Source organism: Kribbella sp. NPDC026611, from assembly GCF_040638345.1.
Lineage (GTDB): Bacteria > Actinomycetota > Actinomycetes > Propionibacteriales > Kribbellaceae > Kribbella.
Genome location: NZ_JBEZYC010000001.1, coordinates 510,430 through 528,012, shown reverse-complemented (window position 1 = coordinate 528,012; position 17,583 = coordinate 510,430). Strand labels below are relative to the sequence as shown.

Sequence of the window (17,583 nt, the reverse complement as noted above, 5' to 3'; positions counted from 1 at the left end):
TCACCGCATGGTGCACGAGGTGCCGTCACCGAGACCGCTCAGGCCGGACGCTGAGGGTCAGTGGGTCCGCCGCTGGACGTCAGCGGAGTGGACCCAGACAGTCGACACCTGGGTGATCGACCGCCTGGCTGCACGCGGCCGTACAGTCACTGGCGACGGCATCACCTACCGAGCCCGTTTCTGGTCCGCAGTGCGGTGCTACTCGACCGCCGAGGGTCTGGTGTGGTTCAAGGAGAACAACCCAGGACATCGGTTCGAAGCCGACTTGGTCGCGGCCCTGGCCGAGCTGGCACGAGACGACGTACTGGTACCACTCGCAGTCGACCGCGATCGCAGCTGGCTACTCACCGACGACCAAGGCCCAACCCTCACCCACGCCGACGTCGCCAACCAGCAGACCCGACGCACAGTCGTCCGCGCACTGGCCCGCCTGCAACGCACCCTGGTCGGCCGTGTGACCGCCTCACTCCTGACACTCAACCCGCAGGCAGCCGGCGACGAACTACGCGCAATCACCCGCACCTGGGCTACGTTTCCACCCGACCACCCGCTCCACCTCTCCCCAGACACCCTCCGACGGGCCGAGCAAGCGGCAGCCGACCTGAACCGCCGTACCCCGTCGCTCACCATCCCGCTCGACCTGGACTTCAACGACGTCTACCCGGCCAACATCTTCGCCACCCGCATCGACGGTGACCTGAAGCTACGGTTCTTGACTTCGGGAACACGATCCGAGGACACCCGTTCGTCACCCTGCACGGTTTCCTTGACGCAGTGGAGGAGTGGACCTGCAAACCGCTCACTGCCGGCGACCGCGAGGAGCTGTACGCGACCTACCTGAGTGAATGGCCGGCAGATCCACAGATACTCCGCTCCGACCTGGAAGCGACCAAACCCCTGCTCGGCGTCCACCGGCTCGTCTCGTGGCTGCGGCTTGTTCCGTACGCCGACGCGGTCGAGCTTCGGTCCCGCGCCGCGATCCCGAAGGGCTACCTGGCCAGCGTCATCGGCTGAGCAGTGCCTCGATGTTGTCGGCGAGCGCTTTGACTGGCGCGCGGGCGTCCAGCTCGGCGGTGGCTCCCTTTCGTAGTAGGGGCTCGACGGTCTCGACGTAGCCCGTGATCTCGGAGCGCTGCTCCGGGGTGTGTCCGTAAGGATTGTTGGTCCGTTGGCTCACCCGCTCGATCAGGACCTCGACTGGTGCGCTGAGCAGCACGACCTGCTCGAAGCGGTCGTAGAAACGGCCCTGGTTTTCAACGGTTCCTGACACCACCACGTCGGCCTGCTCGGCCAGCAACGAACTCATTCGCGGTTCGTCCCAGGTGCCGTCGGTCAGGGTCCAGCCGTCGTAATCGGTGTCGACTGTGAGGTGGCCGCGCCGGCGAAGCTCGTCCAGGACGGTCGTCTTGCCGGCGCCCGACATACCGGTGATCAGGACGCGCGCCATGCTCAGCAGTATTCCGGCAGGACCAGCGCACTGTAAGCAGCCTTGCCTCCCGAACTCTTCAGCTTGCCACCGCGCAGCGCGGCGTTGCGGGCGTCGATCAGCTCCTGAGTCGCCGGCGCCAGCGAGCTGCGACCGAACTCGACCAGCGCCTGGTTCTGCTCGACAAACCCACGGATCCGCCGCTCGTACGCCGCACACGCCTCCGCGTGATCGGAGTACGTCGCCAGCTCACCCGCCAACACGTACGCACCGACGAGCGCAACGCTCGAGCCCTGGCCGGACATGAACGACGTCGCGTACGCCGCGTCCCCCACCAACGCGACTCGCCCGCGCGACCAGGTCGGCATGTGGATCTGGCTGACCACGTCGACGAACAGGTCGTCCGCATCACGCACGGCCTGCACCAGCCGCGGTATGTGCCAGCCCAGCTCGGGGAACTTGGCCGCGACGAGCTCACGCTGAGCCTCCGGGTCACGGAACGCCTCGTACGGCGGCTCCTCCTCCAGGAGGTTGAGGAATCCATGCACGGGCTCGTCCGGCTCGTGCGCGTAGAGGACGGCCGCGCGGCCGGGCGCGTTCCAGACGACACCCTCGTGCGCGAGGCCGAACTCGTTGGGCAGGGTGAAGCCGGCGAACGCATAGCCGACGTACCGATGAAAGCTCTCCTCCGGGCCGAACACGAGCCGCCGCGTGTTCGAGTGCAGCCCGTCGGCGCCGATGACGAGATCGAAGCTCCCGGTGGCGCCACTCGCGAACCCGACGTCGACCCGATCGCCGCGATCGTCCAGCGTCGCGATCGAGTCGTTGAACCGGAACTCGACGCGGTCCCTGATCGGCGCGTAGAGCGCGTCGGCCAGGTCACCCCGCCGTACCTCGAGGTCCCGGCCCTCGGTCCCGCCGACCATCGTCTCCGGCTGGATCGTGGCGATCGGCACCCCGTCGGAATCGACGAACGAGATCTTCCGGGTGCCGACGTGCGCCTTCTCGAGGGCCGGCAGCAGGCCCATCCGGTCGACGACGTCACGCGCCGTACCGCGGATGTCGATCGCGTACCCGCCGCCGCGGATCGCGTCCGCCTTCTCCACCACGGTCACTTCGAAGCCGTAGCGGTCCAGCCAGTAGGCCAAGGTCGGTCCGCCGATACTCGCGCCGGAGATCAGAACGGTCGTCATAGGGAGATCTCCAGAAGTATGTACCTTTGGTATCTAACTCCTGGATGATAAACATACCTAAGGTAGGTAATCAAGTGGCCGACTCTTCCGACGAGTTCGCGCTGCTGCCGCGCCTGGCTCAGCTGAGTACGGCGATGAGCCGCGGCCGGCTGGCCCAGCAGGCAACCGAGGCGACCGGCCTGTCCCTGGACCGGCCGGCGATGACGATCCTGCTGACCCTGTCGATGGCCGGCACCCCGCTCCGCGTCGGCGAGATAGCGGACCGCATGCAGGTCGTCGGCCCGCACGTCACCCGCCAGATCCAGTCCCTCGAACAACGCGGACTGGTCCGGCGAGTAGCCGACCCCACCGACCGCCGCGCCAGCTTGATCGAAGCCACCGAAACCGGCGCCGAAGCCGCCAAACGCTACACCGGCGCCATCGTCAGCTGGTTCCGCGAAGTAGTCGCCGACTGGCCCACCCACGACCGCACCGAACTAGGCCGCCTCCTCTCCAAACTCGCCGACGACGTCACGGCCCGGTTGTCGTCGGCTCAGCCGTAAGGGTGTCCCAGGCGGCCAGTGCGCAGGTGATGACGGTTTCGAGGTCGGCGCGGGTTGCGCCGTCGCGGGCTTGGATCGAGAGGCCTTGGACGACGGTGGTGTAGTAGCGGGCCATTGCGTCGAGGATCTCGGGCTGGTCGGGGAGGTCGCCGTCTTTGACGCCGCGGGTGAGGCGGTCGCGGTTCTCGTCGTACATGCTGCGGCGGATGTCGGCGAGATACTCCCGTACGGCGTGGTTCTCGAGGGCGCCCGTGGGTGCGGCGAGGATCAGCATGCAGTAGTGCGGGGCGTCGGACTGGGTGATCTGGTCGGCGGTCGCGCGCAGCATGGCGTGGATCGCTTCCCGGGCTGTCGGCTCCTCGCGCAGGGCCCGGCGGGGCGGCTCTCCCTGCGTGGCGCCGTACAGCGTCATGACTTGGCGGAACAGCTCTTCCTTGCTGCCGAAACACGCGTAGATGCTGGCCGACGCGATCCCCATCGCCTGGGCGAGATCGCTCAGCGACGTCCCCTCGTACCCGCGCTCCCAGAACAGGTCGAGCGCCTGCCGCAGCGCGACGTCCGGGTCGAACGTCCGCGGTCTGCCCCTGGTCGCCATCCGCCGCTCCTCGGGATTTGTTTGTCGCTCGACCAACTTTACCCTTGACCCCTCCCGGGCGCGCATGGCAGGTTTCTTTGTCAATCGACAAAGAAACCAGGAGCGACCGTGCGCGCACTTCAGCAGACCACCCTCAACGGCCCCGAAGACCTGCACCTGACCGAGGTCCCGACCCCCACCCCCGGCCCCGGCGAACTCCTGATCCGCGTCACCGCCGCCGGCCTCAACTACGTCGACATCTCCCAGTCCCGCGGCACGTTCCGCGGCGGCCCCCAGCCGCCGTACGTCGCCGGCATCGAAGCCGCCGGCGAGATCGTTGCCCTAGGCGACGGAGTGGGAGGTCCGGCGATCGGCACGCACGTCGTCGGAGCCACCATCCAAGGCGGCGCCTTCGCCGAGTACGCCGTACTCCCGGCCCAAGCCGCCATCCCCATCCCACCCGGCTGGACCGACGCCCAGACCCTAGGCCTCGCAGTCAGCTGGCCCACCGCCCTAGCCGCCCTAAAACCCCTAGGCGCCCTCCAACCAGGCCAAACCGTCCTAATCCACGCCGCCGCCGGCGCCACCGGCCAAACCGCCGTCCGCCTAGCCAAGCACTACGGCGCCACAGTCATAGCCGTCGCCTCCGCAGAGAAGCACGAGGTACTGCGAACCCTCGCCCCAGACCACATCCTCGACTCCCGCAGCCCCACCCTCGCCGACGACATCCTGCGCCTCACCAACAACACCGGCGTCGACCTAGCCCTCGAATCAACCGGCGGCCCCACCTTCGAATCCACCCTGAGAGCCACCAAGCGCATCACCGGCCGAGTAATAGTCTCCGGCCTCCCCGCCGGCCCCGCCTCAATCACCAACTGGGACCTCGTCTACACCCACCAACTCCATCTAATCGGCCTAAACCTAGGCGCCCTAATCCGCCACACCCCCCAAATCTTCGCCGAGCTAATGACCGAACTCTTCACCCTCATCACCACCGGCGTCCTAACCCCCACCAACCCCACCACCTACGACCTCGCAGACGGCCCCAAAGCCCTAACAGCCCTAGAATCCCGCACCACCACAGGCAAACTCGCCCTACTCCCCTAACCCCCAGCCCGATCTCGACCCCTAGGCCGACCTCACCGCGTGCCGCGCCCGTGTCGCGACCGATCAAAGGTCACCAACCTCGCACGCCGACACCCCGCAGACTGGCCCGCTCTTCGGAAGCCATCGCCGTGATCACCCGCGATTGCGCCTTGAAAGGCCACCCCGCCGCGACCGAACCAGCACACCTACTACCCGCAGATCGGGAATCCAGGCTATGGGCTGGTGTGCAGCGTCGTTCGGAACTTGCGTCTGACCTGGGAACTCTTACTCAGGGTGGCGCTCAGCGGCTCTCGTCGATTGGCATCGCTTCGCATCCAAAATGGTGGGCAACCTGGTGGGCGGATTCGGTTGGGCGGCCCGTGTGATCTACGTTCCGGACCATCGGGCAGGTCGTTCCGTCGAGGATAGGTTTGCCGACTACTACATACGACCGATCGATGTCTGGCCCAGCGAGGCGACGCAGCAGGCGGCGCGTCGTGGAACAAGCAGAGACTGAACGGGGCTAGTTTTCAACGGTATCGACGTTTGCTGCCGATCTTGGATGCGTCGAAGGCTCGCCTCTGTTGGCGGGCACCTGATTTGGTGCATCATGTCGGCGATGCCGGCACTTGGAGGGGGAGAATGCTCGCAAGTCTCTTGCCCGGATTACGAGATGTTCGGACACCGTTGGCTGTTGGTTATATCTGGATGTTCAACCTCTGGCTCCTCCTCGGTGACCGTGTAGTTAAGAACCTTCATGATGGTGCGGAATTGACATCCCATATAGCGAGCCTGCGTCATTACGTTGGGCAGGGAGCAATGCTGGCTGGGTTATCTTTTGCCGCGTTTGTGATTGGTTCGATGGCGACCGTCAGGTCGGATGCTTACACGCTCTTGTGGTCTAAGATTGTGGGTCGTGATCGGCGATCGAGAAGCGAACAGTTGAAAGAGTTCTTGGCTGACTCGTTGCGAGATCCCAACATTCTTGACACATATCACCTGATCGAAGCGCAGCTCTTTCCCGTTGAAGATTTCCGAGCAAGGCTCCTGATCGGCAATGCGGAAATGTACGGAGAATTTGATAGGTTTGAAAGTGAAGCTGTTTTCCGGATCAATATTTGTATTCCGTTGTTCACTCTCGGCTTGATCTCGATCCTTCAGGTCAACTTACCTTGGTGGTCTGACGTCGGGGTCGTGATCCTACTTGCGCTGTTGGCGGGTATCATCCTCACTCAAGGGCAGGCCAAGAGTGCATTAGCAGATGAGGTCCTGCTCAGGGCCGTCGTCTCTGGAATCATCGAACATCCAATTGCGACACGAGTTCATGCCTTCGAAGAGGAAAAAGCTCGGGCTCGGCAAGAGCGAAAAGAAGCTGAGATTGAGCGGCAGCGGAAGGCCAGGCTTGGATCGGAGAAGCGGGCTCGCCTGCTAACAACTCTTGATTCTCTGGAATCAGCACACGAGAATCTACATGGAGCAAAGGAACTCTCTGAACAATCAGAGGAGGGTAGTGAGGAAGAGCAGAAGTGGACCGGTCAAATTGAATTCTGGAGGCGACACGTCCAAGGTTTTCGTGATGACGTTTTGAAAGCCTTCGATGACGATTGACGGTTACGTGTCAACCGTGCGGGCACTCCTCCCGCATCGGCCCCGATAGCTGCCGACCTTAGGTTCGGTACGGTGCGGGTCAAGGGTCGAAGATCCCGGAGGGACGCCGTAGGTGCCCTTGACGCGTGCCGGGCCGGGCCGTCCCTTCCATGATTGCTAGCGGGGCGATGCGAGAACCCACGGACAGGCGGGAGCTGCGGGATCGCGCGCAAGGCGGTAGCCGGCCGTTCCGGCGAGAGGTTCACCGAAAGAGGGTGTCGAGCCTTGATGGCGAGTTTCTGCTGTCTCGACTCGGCACCCTGTTGGCACGTGCGCGCCAAGCCAGGGACGCGCGCGAAGCGAAGCGGAAGCAGGCGTCCCGCCGTAGCCGGGCTCTAGCCCGGCAACCGTCCGGGGGCGGGAGCACGCGTGGGAAGTACTCGCCCGCGGGCGGCGGCCCTCAACAAGCCGAGCACTCGCATCGGAGGTACTGCAGTGTGGCTGGCTACCCGCCGAGGGTGAGTTTGACGTTTGCTGTCGTGCCATCGCGATAAGTGATCCGGACCGGCACGGGGTGCAGGCCGTCGAACTCGCTTCCCGGGAGCCAGAAGGCGAAGTGGCCGTCCGAGACCGTCGCCGTGATCGTCCCGTGGTTCGGGCTTTGGTAGGTCATACCAACGATGTCGGAGCCGGCCTGACCGACTGCCTGGGTGAGGTACGGGAACTGGCCGCCGCCACTGACGCCCATCCCCGACGGGATGAGCTGCCGACGCCGCGGTGTCGCGACCCCGTCGCCGATGGCGCCGGAGCCCGGCCCGAAGCGCCCGCTGGCGATGTTGATCATGCAACTCGCCTCGAACCCGTTCTGCCCCACCAGAAACGCCAGCACCCAGTCGCCCCGGCGATCCACCATCGACGTACCGGCATGATCGAGCTTGTTGTCGTACCCCGTCCCCTTCAGCCGTTTCCGGCACTCGCCGGCGATCTTCGCGCGATCCTGCGCCGAGACCCCGGAAGGTTGCGCGGTCCAGCTCGCGTACGCCGCATCGCCACCAAGGCTGGGCCCGGACTGCCGAGGGATCAATATCGCCGCCACCGCTGCAACCGCGGCGGCAGCAACCGCGACCCGAATCACCGTCTTCCTCAACCGACGCCGTGGACGTACTCCGTCACCCGGATCGGCGGCAAGCACCCGCTCCAGCATCGCCTGCGCGGGCGCGCTGCCCGGATCGATGTCGTGGTTCGGCGGCTCCAGCGTCTTCAGGCCCGCGAATTCGTCCGAAATCTTCATGAGTGCTGCCCTTCGATCGCGTCCGCCGGAACGACCCTCGGAGTACGCCGGTGATCGAGCTGAGCCCGCAACGCGTGACGTGCCCGCGACAGCCGAAGCCGAAAAGCCACCGCGGTAATCCCGAGCACGGACGCGGCCTGGCGCGCCGAGAGATCCTCGACCACCACCAGAGCAAGCGCCTCCTGATGGACCGCCGACAGTTGCTCCCAAGCCCGCCCAAGATCCACCCGCCGCGCCACAAAGTCAGCGCTGTCCGGTGAGCACTCGGCAACGCTCCCAGCCAGCCGAACCGCAACCGCCCGCTGCCGCCGCACCCCACGCTCCGCGTTCAGGATCGTCCGCCAGACCACCCCGAACAGCCATGCCCGTGCCTCCCCCACCTCCCGAGGCACCTCCTCCAACCGCCGCCAAGCAGCCAGAAACGCTTCCTCAACCACATCCTCCGCGGCCCCCTCCACCACCCGCCGCCGCGCAAACCGCACCAGGTCTACGTACGTCGCCTCATACAACCCCACAAACCGCGCCTCCCGCCCAGCCCCACCCAAAAGCTCGCTCACACCCCCTCATGTCCATCACGGCCCAAGTCGTGTCGCAAACCGTACGACGTGGGCACCACGATCATCACGAGACACCGACAGCCTTCGCGGGCGACAACGGCAGGTACGTCGGGTGGATCGAGTCAGTTCTGACCGCTCGTGCCGCTCATTGGCGGCGACCGCGAGGAACAGCAAGTCCGCGGCGAATCTCGGCGACGAGCTTCGTTCGAGCAACCTCGAAGGTCTCCCAGAGGCGGGCTTCGACCTGCGTTGGCCGCGTGTCCGAACCGTCGAGTTCGGCGAGCAGTTCGGATGGGGAAGTCTTCCTGAGGCGCACCTCCAGTACGGGCTGGAGCGCGGCATTCCACTTCTCTCTGACCGGGCGGCTCGCGAAGATCTCGATGCGTGACGCAAGCTTCTCGACAAGCTTCGGATCTGGCACCGGCATGTCAGGGTCGACGCGAACCGGGTGCGTCAGCGCCAGGTAGGTCACGGTGTGACGGACCAACTGGTCGAGCGCATCCAGCATTTCGGGGTACAGGGTTTCTACCCTCGCGTGGTGGCGGGCTTCACGCCCTGGGAGCCTCGCGTTCGCGAAGCCGAACCACAGACCCGCTACCCCGACGACATACGGTCCAGCTTCCTTGACCACGTCGACCACGACACTCACGCGGGCACCTTATGTACAGATGACCGGATCGGCCTCCAGACTCGCCGCTGGTCGAACCTCCGCGGCACGTCAGCTGGTGGGAGCGCGCGTAGCGGGCGCTGTGAGGAGCGCAGCGACGAATGGCGGCTGCGTAGCACGCGCGGGGCGTGTCACGGTTGCCCGTAACCACCGTCGGCTTACTCACGGACGCCGGCCCGGGGTAGTCGCTCGCGAGCGCCAGCTCGCAACTCGCCGGGCGCTAGCCCGGCAGCAGACGGGTGGGTGGGAGCACGCGGAGCAGACGCTGTGAGGAGCGGAGCGACGAATGGCGGCTGCGTAGCACGCGTGGGGAAGTACTCACCCGCGGGCGGCAGCCCGCAACATGCCGGGCGCCAGCCCCGGCAGCACGCGGGTGGGTGGGAGTCCGTGGAGCAGACGCGTTGAGGAGTGGAGCGACGATGAGCGGCTGCGTAGCGGGCGTGGGGCTTACTCCGGCTCGATCCACCGGCCGGTCGTGGTGAAGGTTTCCAGCGTCTTGGTGTACGGCGTGATGTCGATCCCCGCCGTCCGCAGCCACGTGTCGTCGTAGTACGTGTTGCCGTAGCGTTCGCCGCTGTCGCAGAGCAGGGTGACGATACTGCCCTGCGCGCCCGTGCGGTGCATTTCGGCGGCCAGCCGCAGCGAGCCCCACAAATTGGTGCCAGTCGAGCCACCGACCAACCGCCCAGTCACCCGGGAGCAGAAGCGCATAGCAGCGATCGACGCCGCGTCCGGGATGGAGATCATCCGGTCCACAACGCCCAGGACGAAGGACGGTTCGACCCGTGGCCGGCCGATGCCTTCGATGCGGGAGGGGCGGCCGGTGGAGAAGTCGTGGTCGCCGGCTTCGAAAGCGGGGAAGAAGGCGGAGTTCTCGGGGTCGACGACCGCGACGCAGGTGTCGTACCGCTGGTAGCGGACGTAGCGTCCGATGGTGGCCGACGTACCCCCGGTGCCGGCCCCGACCACGATCCACGACGGGATCGGGTGCTGTTCGAGCGACAGTTGCCCGAAGATCGACTCGGCGATGTTGTTGTTGCCGCGCCAGTCCGTCGCGCGTTCGGCGTACGTGAACTGGTCCATGTAGTGCCCGCCGGTCTCCTCGGCGAGCCGCTTGGCCTCGCCGTAGATCTGGCCGGAGCGTTCGACGAAGTGGCAGCGGCCGCCGTAGAACTCGATCAGCTCGACCTTCTCGGGGCTGGTCGAGCGCGGCATCACCGCGACGAACGGGAGCCCGAGCAGCCGGGCGAAGTACGCCTCGCTGACCGCGGTCGAGCCGCTGGACGCCTCGATCACCGTCGTGCCCTCGTGGATCCAGCCGTTGCACAGCGCGTAGAGGAACAGTGACCGCGCCAGCCGGTGCTTGAGCGAGCCGGTCGGGTGCACGGACTCATCCTTCAAATACAGATCGACACCGATCCCCGCAGGCATCGGGAACACGTGCAGATGCGTGTCCGCGCTCCGGTTCGCGTCGGCGTCGACGATCCGGATCGCCTCGGACACCCAGGCCCGCGCCTTCTCGTCCCGCCGATCCACCTCGCGGCACACCCCGTCAACCTTACTCATGCGGGCCAGGCTAGGACCTTTACACCAATTTGAGTATTCCTACGCTGAGTGACGCGACCCAGCGACGAGCTAGGTTGGGTACCCACGACCAGCAGCAGGGGGAGCGATGACTGAGAACAACGATCGGCCGACGCGGCAACGGGTGACGTTGACCGACATCAGCTCGCGGGCGTGGGAGCACCCCGCGGACCGTGGTGCGCTGGTGGCGCTGCGGCAGCTGAAGGGGTTCGACTTCATCCTCCGGAAGATGTCCGGGCTGATCAACGAGCGCGCGTTCCGGCTGCAGTTCCTCGGGTCGGCGATCCGGGTCGACGAGCGGCAGTTCCCGGCCGTGCACCGGCTCTTCACCGAGGCGGCGGCGACCCTCGACGTCCGCGAGCTGCCCGAGTTGTATGTCACCAACAGCCCGATCTGGAACGCGGTCACCATCGGCATGGACAAGCCGTTCATCGTGGTGAACAGCGCCCTGATCAAGGGGATGGACGAGGAGGAGCTCCGCTTCATCCTCGGGCACGAGCTCGGCCACGCGCAGAGCGGTCACGCTCTGTACCAGTCCCTCCTGCTCTGGCTGATGCGCCTCACCGGTGCGATCGGCTGGATGCCGATCGGCGCGCTCGGCGTCCGGGCGATCATCGCTGCGCTGCACGAGTGGTCCCGCAAGGCCGAGCTGTCCGGCGACCGGGCCGGCCTGCTCGCCGTCCAGGACCCGGCGGTCGCGCTGCGTGTCCAGATGAAGCTCGCCAGTGGCGGCCAGCTCGAGGAGCTCGACACCACGGCCTTCCTGGCGCAAGGGACGGAGTACGAGAGCTCCGGCGACCTGCGTGACAGCGTCCTGAAGCTCCTGCTGCTCGAGGCGCAGTCGCACCCGCTCGCCGTCATCCGCGCGCACGAGCTGCGCCGCTGGGTGGACGAGGGCGAGTACACGACGATCGTCTCCGGCGACTACCCGAAGCGTCAGGACGACGGCGACGCCTCGATCTCGCAGGAGGCGAAGAACGCCGCCAAGTCGTACTCCGACGCCTTCAATCGCTCGCAGGACCCGCTGGCCAAGCTGCTCCGGGACCTCGGTGACGGGCTGGGCGGCGTCCGCGACTGGGTTTCGTCCAAGTTCCCACCGCGGTGAGCCAAGGCGTACTGAAGACCGCACGTCTGGAGGCGTTCAGCGACGGGGTGTTCGCGATCGCGATCACCCTGCTCGTGATCGAGATCAAGGTCCCCGAGGACACGTCCCACCTGGTGCGGCAGCTCGGCCACCTGTGGCCGTCGTACCTCGGGTACGTGATCAGCTTCCTGGTGATCGGTCTGATCTGGGCGAATCACCACGCGATGTTCGACCACATCGCGAGCGCGGACCGGATCCTGCTCTTCCTCAACACGCTGCTGTTGCTCCTGGTCGCGCTCATCCCGTTCACCGCCGGCGTACTCGCGTCCGCGCTCCGCAACCACGAGGGCGAGCGGACCGCGGTCGTCCTGTACGGCGCTGTGCTCGTCGCCGGCGGTCTGCCGTTCAACGCGATCTGGGAGTACGCGCGCCGCGGTCACCGACTCCTGGGCGACTCCATCAGCCCTGAGGAAGCGCGGACGATCAGCCGGCGCTTCCTCCTCGGTCCGCTGCTGTACGGCGGCGGCACCGTGCTCGGCGCGATCCTGCCGGTCCTCGGCATCATCGCGTTCTCGTTGCTCATCCCCTACTACTGGCTGCCGCCCCTGACCCGACGGATCAAGACATGATCGAACTGCAGCAGATCGGCCCGGACGACTGGAAGCTCTGGAGAGAGCTCCGCCTGGCTGCACTCGAGGAAGCGCCGTACGCGTTCGGCTCGCGCCTCGCGGACTGGGTCGACGCACCCGAGGCGCGCTGGCGGCAACGGCTGAGCGAGCCGACCGCGTACCAGGTCATCGCGTCGCTGGACGGTACGGCGGTCGGCATGGCCGGCGGCTTCCATACAGACGAACCCGGCGTCACTGAGCTCGTCTCGATGTGGGTCTCACCGGCCGGCCGCGGCCATGGCGTCGGCGACACGCTGATGCGGGCGATCGAGGACTGGTCCCGCGACCAGGGCGCCCACACGCTCCAGCTGTCCGTCGTCCCCGGCAACGAACCGGCGCACAACCTCTACCTGCGCAGCGGTTTCGCGGATACCGACATCGAGGGCGACCTGATGGCCGACGGCGTCACCCGGGAAATCGTGATGCACAAACCGCTCTGACCATCACCGCTCCATCGGCCCGCGCCGCCGGTTGTCCTGCCCGGCAGAGCGCGGCCGCGGGGCCGGCCCTTGGTCTGCGGCATCGCCTGGCTCCGGCGGTTCCATCGCGGGCGGGTGCAGCAGTTCGGTCGGGCGGTCGCCGAGCCGGTTCCGCATGCCGGTGAGGTGGTACCGGCTCTGGTCCGCCGTCCAGGTGCCGCGAAGGCGCTCGACCTTGGTGAGCCGCTCGTTCAGGACCGCGTCCTGGCCCCGCGCGGCAAGCTGCTCACAGAACCAGTACCGCGTGGCCTCCCGTGCGGTGAAGTCGTATCCGGTCGTGGCGACGTCCACGACCTCGAGCTGTCCGGCCGGCGTCTCGTCGAAGGTGAGGTACGCCGGTCCGTGCGCGTCGGACTGTGCGACGATCGTCACGCGGTTCCCGTTCACGGGCGGGACCGGCTCCTCCGGCTGACGGACGGGATTCTTGTCGAGCACAGCCCGCACGGTCTCCTCCGCGAGCTCCCGGTCGGCCGCGTCCGCATGGTCCAGCCGCACGACCGCCCCGTTCGCGTCCTGGAAATCGGTGAGTACCTCGGCGATCTGGTCGAGCCGCCGTCCGCCCGGCCAGCCCGTTCGCTCCTCCGCCGCGATGACCGCCTGCCGCCAGACCTCCGGAAGCCGGACCTCGAAGCGGCGGTCGTCGTCGAGTGCGCGAGCTCCGGTGACCTGCAGGCCGACGGCCGCGAGCTGCTCGGGCCGGACCTCGCCCTCGCGCGCGAACATGGTGACCGGCTGAAGGAGAGACGTCCGCCGGTACGTCGCCTCGACGACAGCGGCGACCAGCGCGTCATCGGCCTCAGGTACCGCGCCGAACGTTCCGAGCTCGGTCGCGCCCGTGGCGACGTTGACCCCAACGGCAGCGACCGGCGCACCGTCGAGAACGGCGACAGCAACCATCTGCTCACCCTCGCGGTCGGAAGTCTTCGAGTTGAGCGCCCGCCACATGTCGCTGGTACCGCGGTGCACGGCCCCGTCAGCGCTCACCGCCGCAACCCACAGCGTCTCGGACACCTGCTCCTGCATCGCCATGAACGCCGGCTCCGACGGCTTGAGGAACAGCACGTCCCCACCGGCTTCGCGGAACCGTTGCATGGAGGCCGCCAGCGCATCCGCGCCCACCGGCGGCTCGCCCGGAACTCCGTCCAGCACACCAAGTAGCCCGTCCAGCTTGGTCACGGTCGGCTTGTCCAGGTCTTCGAGGTGGCGCCGCACCCAGTAGGTCTCGTTGGCGACCTGCGCGGAGCTGAGCGAATGCTCCTCAGTCCCGGCGAACTCACGCGCGGCGATCGGCGAGAACGAGATCGCGCCACCGGTCCGGCGCGCTGCTTCCAGCATCGCCAGGGCGGCCGCCCGTCCCGCGCCGGGATCGCCTTGCCCGAAGCACCGCAGTACGTGCAGGTCGCCGTTCGCGTTCCGGCCGGCCGTGATCAGGGCTCGGGGCCGGCCCGCAACCGTCGCGACGATGGTCCGCACCCCGGGCCGATCCGGCAGCGGGTTCGCGGCGAGCAGATTGACGTCGGTGCCGATGGTCAGCAGCGCGAGCTCGGCCGCGTCCCGTTGCTCCGGGTCGCCGTGGTCGTATACCTCGAGGGTTCCGCCGCGGTCGATCCAGACCTTCAGCTCGGTCGACCACCGCCGCGGACCGTCCTCCACCCCGGACCCAAGCTGGGGGAACGGATGCCGGAGCGGCACCCGCTCGGTGAGGTAGCGCAGGTCCTCGGCCAACCAGGTCGGCGCCGTACTGCGTACCTGCCCTTCCTTCGAGATCGTCCGCCGGCCCCCGCGACTTCGGGGCCCGTGCCAGGTGTCCGGCGGAACCTCGTGCGACAGCGTCCGAGTCTCCTGTACGGCGATGGACGCCAGCGCGTACTGCGCAGCCCAACCGGCTTCCTCGCCGCTCGGCAGCGAAGCCGCCCCGAGCTCGCCGGACGGCGCCGACGGGAAGGTGGTCCCACCACCGACGACCACCAGCCCATCGTCGGTACGCCGGAACGTCACGACCGTGACCGGGCCGTCGTCGCCGGCCTCGACCACCACGGCGTCCTCGGCCTCGAAGTGCGCCAACGCGGCCACAGCCGCACGCTGCGACCGCCACCCCGGTCCGTGGTCGAGGCCGGGCAGTCCGCGTCGCAGCGTCTCGGTCAACTGGTTCGTCTCGGTGAACGTCTCCCCGACCCGCTGGGCGTAGCGCCGCCACTCGCCGCCGGACGCCCTGGAGATCACTCGCACCGTCGCGCCCGGCCTGCTGACGAAGGCGTTCACACCCTCGGTCATCGAGGTCAAGGTCTCGAGCAGGCGCCGGTTGCGATCGTCGAACCTGTCGTCGAACAGCTCGTCGGCCAGCGCCACGCCACCGTCTCCCGCCCAGATCGTTGCCTTGGTCCCCGACACGATAAGTCAGCGGCGGGGCGAGCCGGGACGACGAAGGGCCCGCTTCCCCCCTCCCGGGAAGCGGGCCCTTCTGTCCAGGGTGACCTCAGCCGATGTGGACCGGGCCGTTCTGGTTGTTGTCGCTGGCAAGGTCCTTGTGCTTGATCGACAGGCCGATCAGCACCACGACCGCCGAGCCCAGCGCCAGGAACGTCGACCACAGGAACGCCCGAGTGAAGCCGTGCGTGGTGGCCACCGCGGTGAACTGCGCCTGCAGCTGCTTGATCTGGTCCGGCGACTGGCCGGACTCGGCCGCCTTCTGCAGGCCGGGCGCCAGCTCGGCGAACCGGTCCTTGATCGCGCTGGTCGAGATCGTGCCGAGCAGCGCCAGGCCGACCGCACCACCGATCTGCTGCACCGTGTTCAGTACGGCGGAACCGACACCGGAGTCCTCGTTCGCGACCCCGCTGACCGCGGTCAGCGTGAGCGGCACGAAGATCAGGCCCATCCCGAACGACAGCAGCAGGATGAACGGCAGCAGGTGGGTCAGGTACGTCGAGTCCACCTGGAGCCGGCTGAAGCCGAACATGCCGGCCGCCACGAACACACCGCCGGAACCGGCGATCCAGCGCGGGTCGAGCCGCGACACCAGCTGGGACGCGACCTGCGCCGCAACCACGATGCCGAGGCTGAACGGCAGGAACGCGAAACCGGTCTTGATCGCGCTGTAGCCCATGATGTTCTGCACGAAGATGCCGAGGAAGTAGAACATCGAGAACATCGCCGCACCGACGACCAGCATCACGAAGAAGCTGACCCCGCGGGTCCGGTTGGCCAGGATCCGGAACGGCATCAGGGCGTGCTTCGAGCGCGCCTCGATCCCGAGGAAGACCCCGATCAGGGCCAGGCCACCGAGGATGAACAGCAGCGTCAGCGAGTCGCCCCAGCCGTCGGTGGCGGCGTGGGTCAGGCCGTAGACCAGCGAGGTCAGGCCGAGCGTGCCGGTGATCGCGCCGGGAAGGTCGAACTTGCCGGACTGCCGGGCCGACTCACCCAGGAAGCGGACGGCGAGCAGCGCGACGATGATGCCGATCGGCGTGTTGATGAAGAAGGTCCAGCGCCAGTCGGCCTGGGTCAGCGCGCCACCGAGGATCAGGCCGACCGCAGCACCGGCGCCCGACATCGCGGCGTACACGGCCATCGCGCGGTTGCGCTCCTTCCCGGCCGGGAAGGTGGTGGTGATCAGCGCCAGCGCGTTCGGCGAGGCGGCCGCGGCGGCCAGGCCCTGGGCGATCCGGCTGGCCAGCAGCACACCCTCGCTCTGGGCGATACCGCCGACGAACGACGCCAGGCCGAACAGCACGACGCCGAAGATGAAGACCTTGCGGCGGCCGAGGATGTCCCCGATCCGGCCGCCGAGCAGCAGCAGACCGCCGAAGGCCAGCGCGTAGGCGTTGACCACCCACGGCAGGTTCGCGTTGCTGAAGCCCAGGTCGACCTGGATGTGCGGAAGGGCGATGTTGACGATGGTGCCGTCCAGCACCACCATCAGCTGCGCCATGCTGATCAGCGCGAGCGCGATGCCCAGGTTCCGGTGACCGTGGCCGGCCTCCGGCGCCGGATCGGCCGGCGGATCGGCTCTGACGACGTCTTCGGACATAGAAGTATTTCCCCTCTTACGTGGAACTGCGGGTGGATCGCGGACCGGCCCCTCACCGGTCAGCTCACCTGCGACCCCCGCGCCGCAGGCATGATGACGTTGTCGATCACTCGGAGGATCAGGTCATCCGTCGGCTCGATGCCGAGGATGTAGGCGTGGTGCACGACGACCGCGGGCAGCGTCACCGACAGCAGCTCGACGTCGACGTCTGGCGCGATCTCGCCGCGGGCGACGGCCCGCTCGTAGACCTTGCTGGTCAGCTCCTGCCGCGGCGCCAGGAACCGCTCCTGGAAGGCGCGCTTCAGGTCGGCGTCGCGGTGCAGGGCGGTCAGCAGGCCGGCGATCACGCCCATCGGCAGCTCGTCGGTGAAGCCGCCGGCGCCGCAGGCCATCGCGATCAGGTCGCCGCGGAGGCTGCCGGTGTCGACGTCCTCCGGCATCGGACAGCCCTTGGCCCGGCTGATCGCGTCGACGACGAGCTCGGCCTTGGTGGACCAGCGCCGGTACAGCGTGGCCTTGCTGGCCTTCGCGGCCGCGGCCACCGCGTCCATCGTCAGCCGGTCGTACCCGAGCTCGGCGACCACTGTGACGGTGGCGTCGAGGATCTCGTCCTCACGCCCACCCTCGACCCGCGGCCGCTGCCGGACTGCATCCACGCTCATCACCCTGGGTAGCACCATCATCACCGATGGAACGAAACAGTTTCGTTCTATCTACGACTCTACGACTCATGTGAAGAGCTGCACAAACGATTTTCCGGGAAATTCACGAGTGGCGTAGGTCACTCTCCGTACCAGTGGTCCACTGGTACGGCG

At 67.3% G+C, this 17,583-nt stretch carries 18 protein-coding genes; 8 read left to right on the top strand and 10 right to left on the bottom strand.

Going from position 1 to position 17,583, the window contains the following annotated elements:
- Positions 1 to 7 precede the first annotated feature (7 nt).
- Positions 8 to 841, top strand: coding sequence for a hypothetical protein (locus AB0E69_RS02600; RefSeq protein WP_360138362.1), 834 nt, complete (start codon positions 8 to 10; stop codon positions 839 to 841).
- Entirely contained in the window at positions 775 to 1,014 is a 240-nt protein-coding gene (locus AB0E69_RS02595) for a hypothetical protein (protein ID WP_360138359.1), read from the top strand. Before AB0E69_RS02600 ends, AB0E69_RS02595 begins: the two co-directional genes overlap by 67 nt.
- Here AB0E69_RS02595 and AB0E69_RS02590 read toward each other — a convergent pair.
- Both AB0E69_RS02590 and AB0E69_RS02585 read right to left on the bottom strand, forming a co-directional pair.
- Positions 1,004 to 1,447 carry an AAA family ATPase gene (locus AB0E69_RS02590; protein ID WP_360138356.1) on the bottom strand — a complete coding sequence of 148 codons (444 nt, stop codon included), beginning with the start codon at positions 1,445 to 1,447 and terminating at the stop codon, positions 1,004 to 1,006. The genes AB0E69_RS02595 and AB0E69_RS02590 overlap by 11 nt on opposite strands.
- A gap of 2 nt (positions 1,448 to 1,449) precedes the next feature.
- Positions 1,450 to 2,619: an FAD-dependent oxidoreductase gene (locus tag AB0E69_RS02585; RefSeq protein ID WP_360138353.1), complete on the bottom strand. Its 1,170-nt coding sequence runs from the start codon at positions 2,617 to 2,619 to the stop codon at positions 1,450 to 1,452.
- 74 nt (positions 2,620 to 2,693) lie between these two features.
- Between AB0E69_RS02585 and AB0E69_RS02580 the strand changes: the two genes are divergently transcribed.
- Positions 2,694 to 3,161 carry a MarR family transcriptional regulator gene (locus AB0E69_RS02580; RefSeq protein ID WP_360138350.1) on the top strand — a complete coding sequence of 156 codons (468 nt, stop codon included), beginning with the start codon at positions 2,694 to 2,696 and terminating at the stop codon, positions 3,159 to 3,161.
- Here the strand turns inward: AB0E69_RS02580 and AB0E69_RS02575 are convergent.
- Positions 3,130 to 3,756, bottom strand: coding sequence for a TetR/AcrR family transcriptional regulator (locus AB0E69_RS02575; RefSeq protein ID WP_360138347.1), 627 nt, complete (start codon positions 3,754 to 3,756; stop codon positions 3,130 to 3,132). The two genes, AB0E69_RS02580 and AB0E69_RS02575, sit on opposite strands and share 32 nt — an antisense overlap.
- A 108-nt stretch (positions 3,757 to 3,864) precedes the next feature.
- Between AB0E69_RS02575 and AB0E69_RS02570 the strand changes: the two genes are divergently transcribed.
- Positions 3,865 to 4,842, top strand: a complete 978-nt coding sequence (locus AB0E69_RS02570) for an NADPH:quinone oxidoreductase family protein (RefSeq protein WP_360138344.1) — start codon at positions 3,865 to 3,867, stop codon at positions 4,840 to 4,842.
- Positions 4,843 to 5,463: 621 nt separating this feature from the next.
- Entirely contained in the window at positions 5,464 to 6,429 is a 966-nt protein-coding gene (locus tag AB0E69_RS02565) for a hypothetical protein (RefSeq protein WP_360138341.1), read from the top strand.
- Between the two features lie 484 nt (positions 6,430 to 6,913).
- On the opposite strand, the gene AB0E69_RS02560 is transcribed toward AB0E69_RS02565, so the two are convergent.
- The 4 genes from AB0E69_RS02560 to AB0E69_RS02545 all read right to left on the bottom strand — a co-directional run bounded on the left by AB0E69_RS02560 (position 6,914) and on the right by AB0E69_RS02545 (position 10,489).
- Positions 6,914 to 7,699, bottom strand: a complete 786-nt coding sequence (locus AB0E69_RS02560; protein WP_360138338.1) for a hypothetical protein — start codon at positions 7,697 to 7,699, stop codon at positions 6,914 to 6,916.
- A complete protein-coding gene (locus AB0E69_RS02555; RefSeq protein ID WP_360138335.1) occupies positions 7,696 to 8,256 on the bottom strand; it encodes an RNA polymerase sigma factor in 561 nt (186 codons plus the stop codon). The genes AB0E69_RS02560 and AB0E69_RS02555 overlap by 4 nt, the downstream gene beginning before the upstream one ends.
- 145 nt (positions 8,257 to 8,401) lie before the next feature.
- Positions 8,402 to 8,905 carry a hypothetical protein gene (locus tag AB0E69_RS02550; RefSeq protein ID WP_360138332.1) on the bottom strand — a complete coding sequence of 168 codons (504 nt, stop codon included), beginning with the start codon at positions 8,903 to 8,905 and terminating at the stop codon, positions 8,402 to 8,404.
- A gap of 465 nt (positions 8,906 to 9,370) precedes the next feature.
- Complete coding sequence (locus tag AB0E69_RS02545; protein WP_360138329.1) at positions 9,371 to 10,489, bottom strand: PLP-dependent cysteine synthase family protein; 1,119 nt, start codon at positions 10,487 to 10,489, stop codon at positions 9,371 to 9,373.
- Positions 10,490 to 10,595: 106 nt separating this feature from the next.
- Here AB0E69_RS02545 and AB0E69_RS02540 point away from each other — a divergent pair, with 106 nt between their 5' ends.
- The 3 genes from AB0E69_RS02540 to AB0E69_RS02530 are packed head-to-tail and all read left to right on the top strand — an operon-like array spanning position 10,596 to position 12,699.
- Positions 10,596 to 11,612, top strand: a complete 1,017-nt coding sequence (locus tag AB0E69_RS02540) for a M48 family metallopeptidase (protein ID WP_360138326.1) — start codon at positions 10,596 to 10,598, stop codon at positions 11,610 to 11,612.
- On the top strand, positions 11,609 to 12,220 hold the full coding sequence (locus tag AB0E69_RS02535) for a TMEM175 family protein (RefSeq protein ID WP_360138323.1): 612 nt from the start codon (positions 11,609 to 11,611) through the stop codon (positions 12,218 to 12,220). Before AB0E69_RS02540 ends, AB0E69_RS02535 begins: the two co-directional genes overlap by 4 nt.
- Entirely contained in the window at positions 12,217 to 12,699 is a 483-nt protein-coding gene (locus AB0E69_RS02530) for a GNAT family N-acetyltransferase (RefSeq protein WP_360138320.1), read from the top strand. The genes AB0E69_RS02535 and AB0E69_RS02530 overlap by 4 nt, the downstream gene beginning before the upstream one ends.
- Before the next feature lie 3 nt (positions 12,700 to 12,702).
- Here AB0E69_RS02530 and AB0E69_RS02525 read toward each other — a convergent pair whose 3' ends face one another.
- The 3 genes from AB0E69_RS02525 to AB0E69_RS02515 all read right to left on the bottom strand — a co-directional run bounded on the left by AB0E69_RS02525 (position 12,703) and on the right by AB0E69_RS02515 (position 17,424).
- A complete protein-coding gene (locus AB0E69_RS02525) occupies positions 12,703 to 15,129 on the bottom strand; it encodes a hypothetical protein (protein ID WP_360138317.1) in 2,427 nt (808 codons plus the stop codon).
- Positions 15,130 to 15,214: 85 nt separating this feature from the next.
- On the bottom strand, positions 15,215 to 16,768 hold the full coding sequence (locus tag AB0E69_RS02520; protein ID WP_360138314.1) for an MFS transporter: 1,554 nt from the start codon (positions 16,766 to 16,768) through the stop codon (positions 15,215 to 15,217).
- Between the two features lie 59 nt (positions 16,769 to 16,827).
- Positions 16,828 to 17,424 (bottom strand): TetR/AcrR family transcriptional regulator C-terminal ligand-binding domain-containing protein, encoded by a 597-nt coding sequence (locus tag AB0E69_RS02515; RefSeq protein ID WP_360138311.1) that lies wholly within the window; start codon positions 17,422 to 17,424, stop codon positions 16,828 to 16,830.
- Positions 17,425 to 17,583 lie beyond the last annotated feature (159 nt).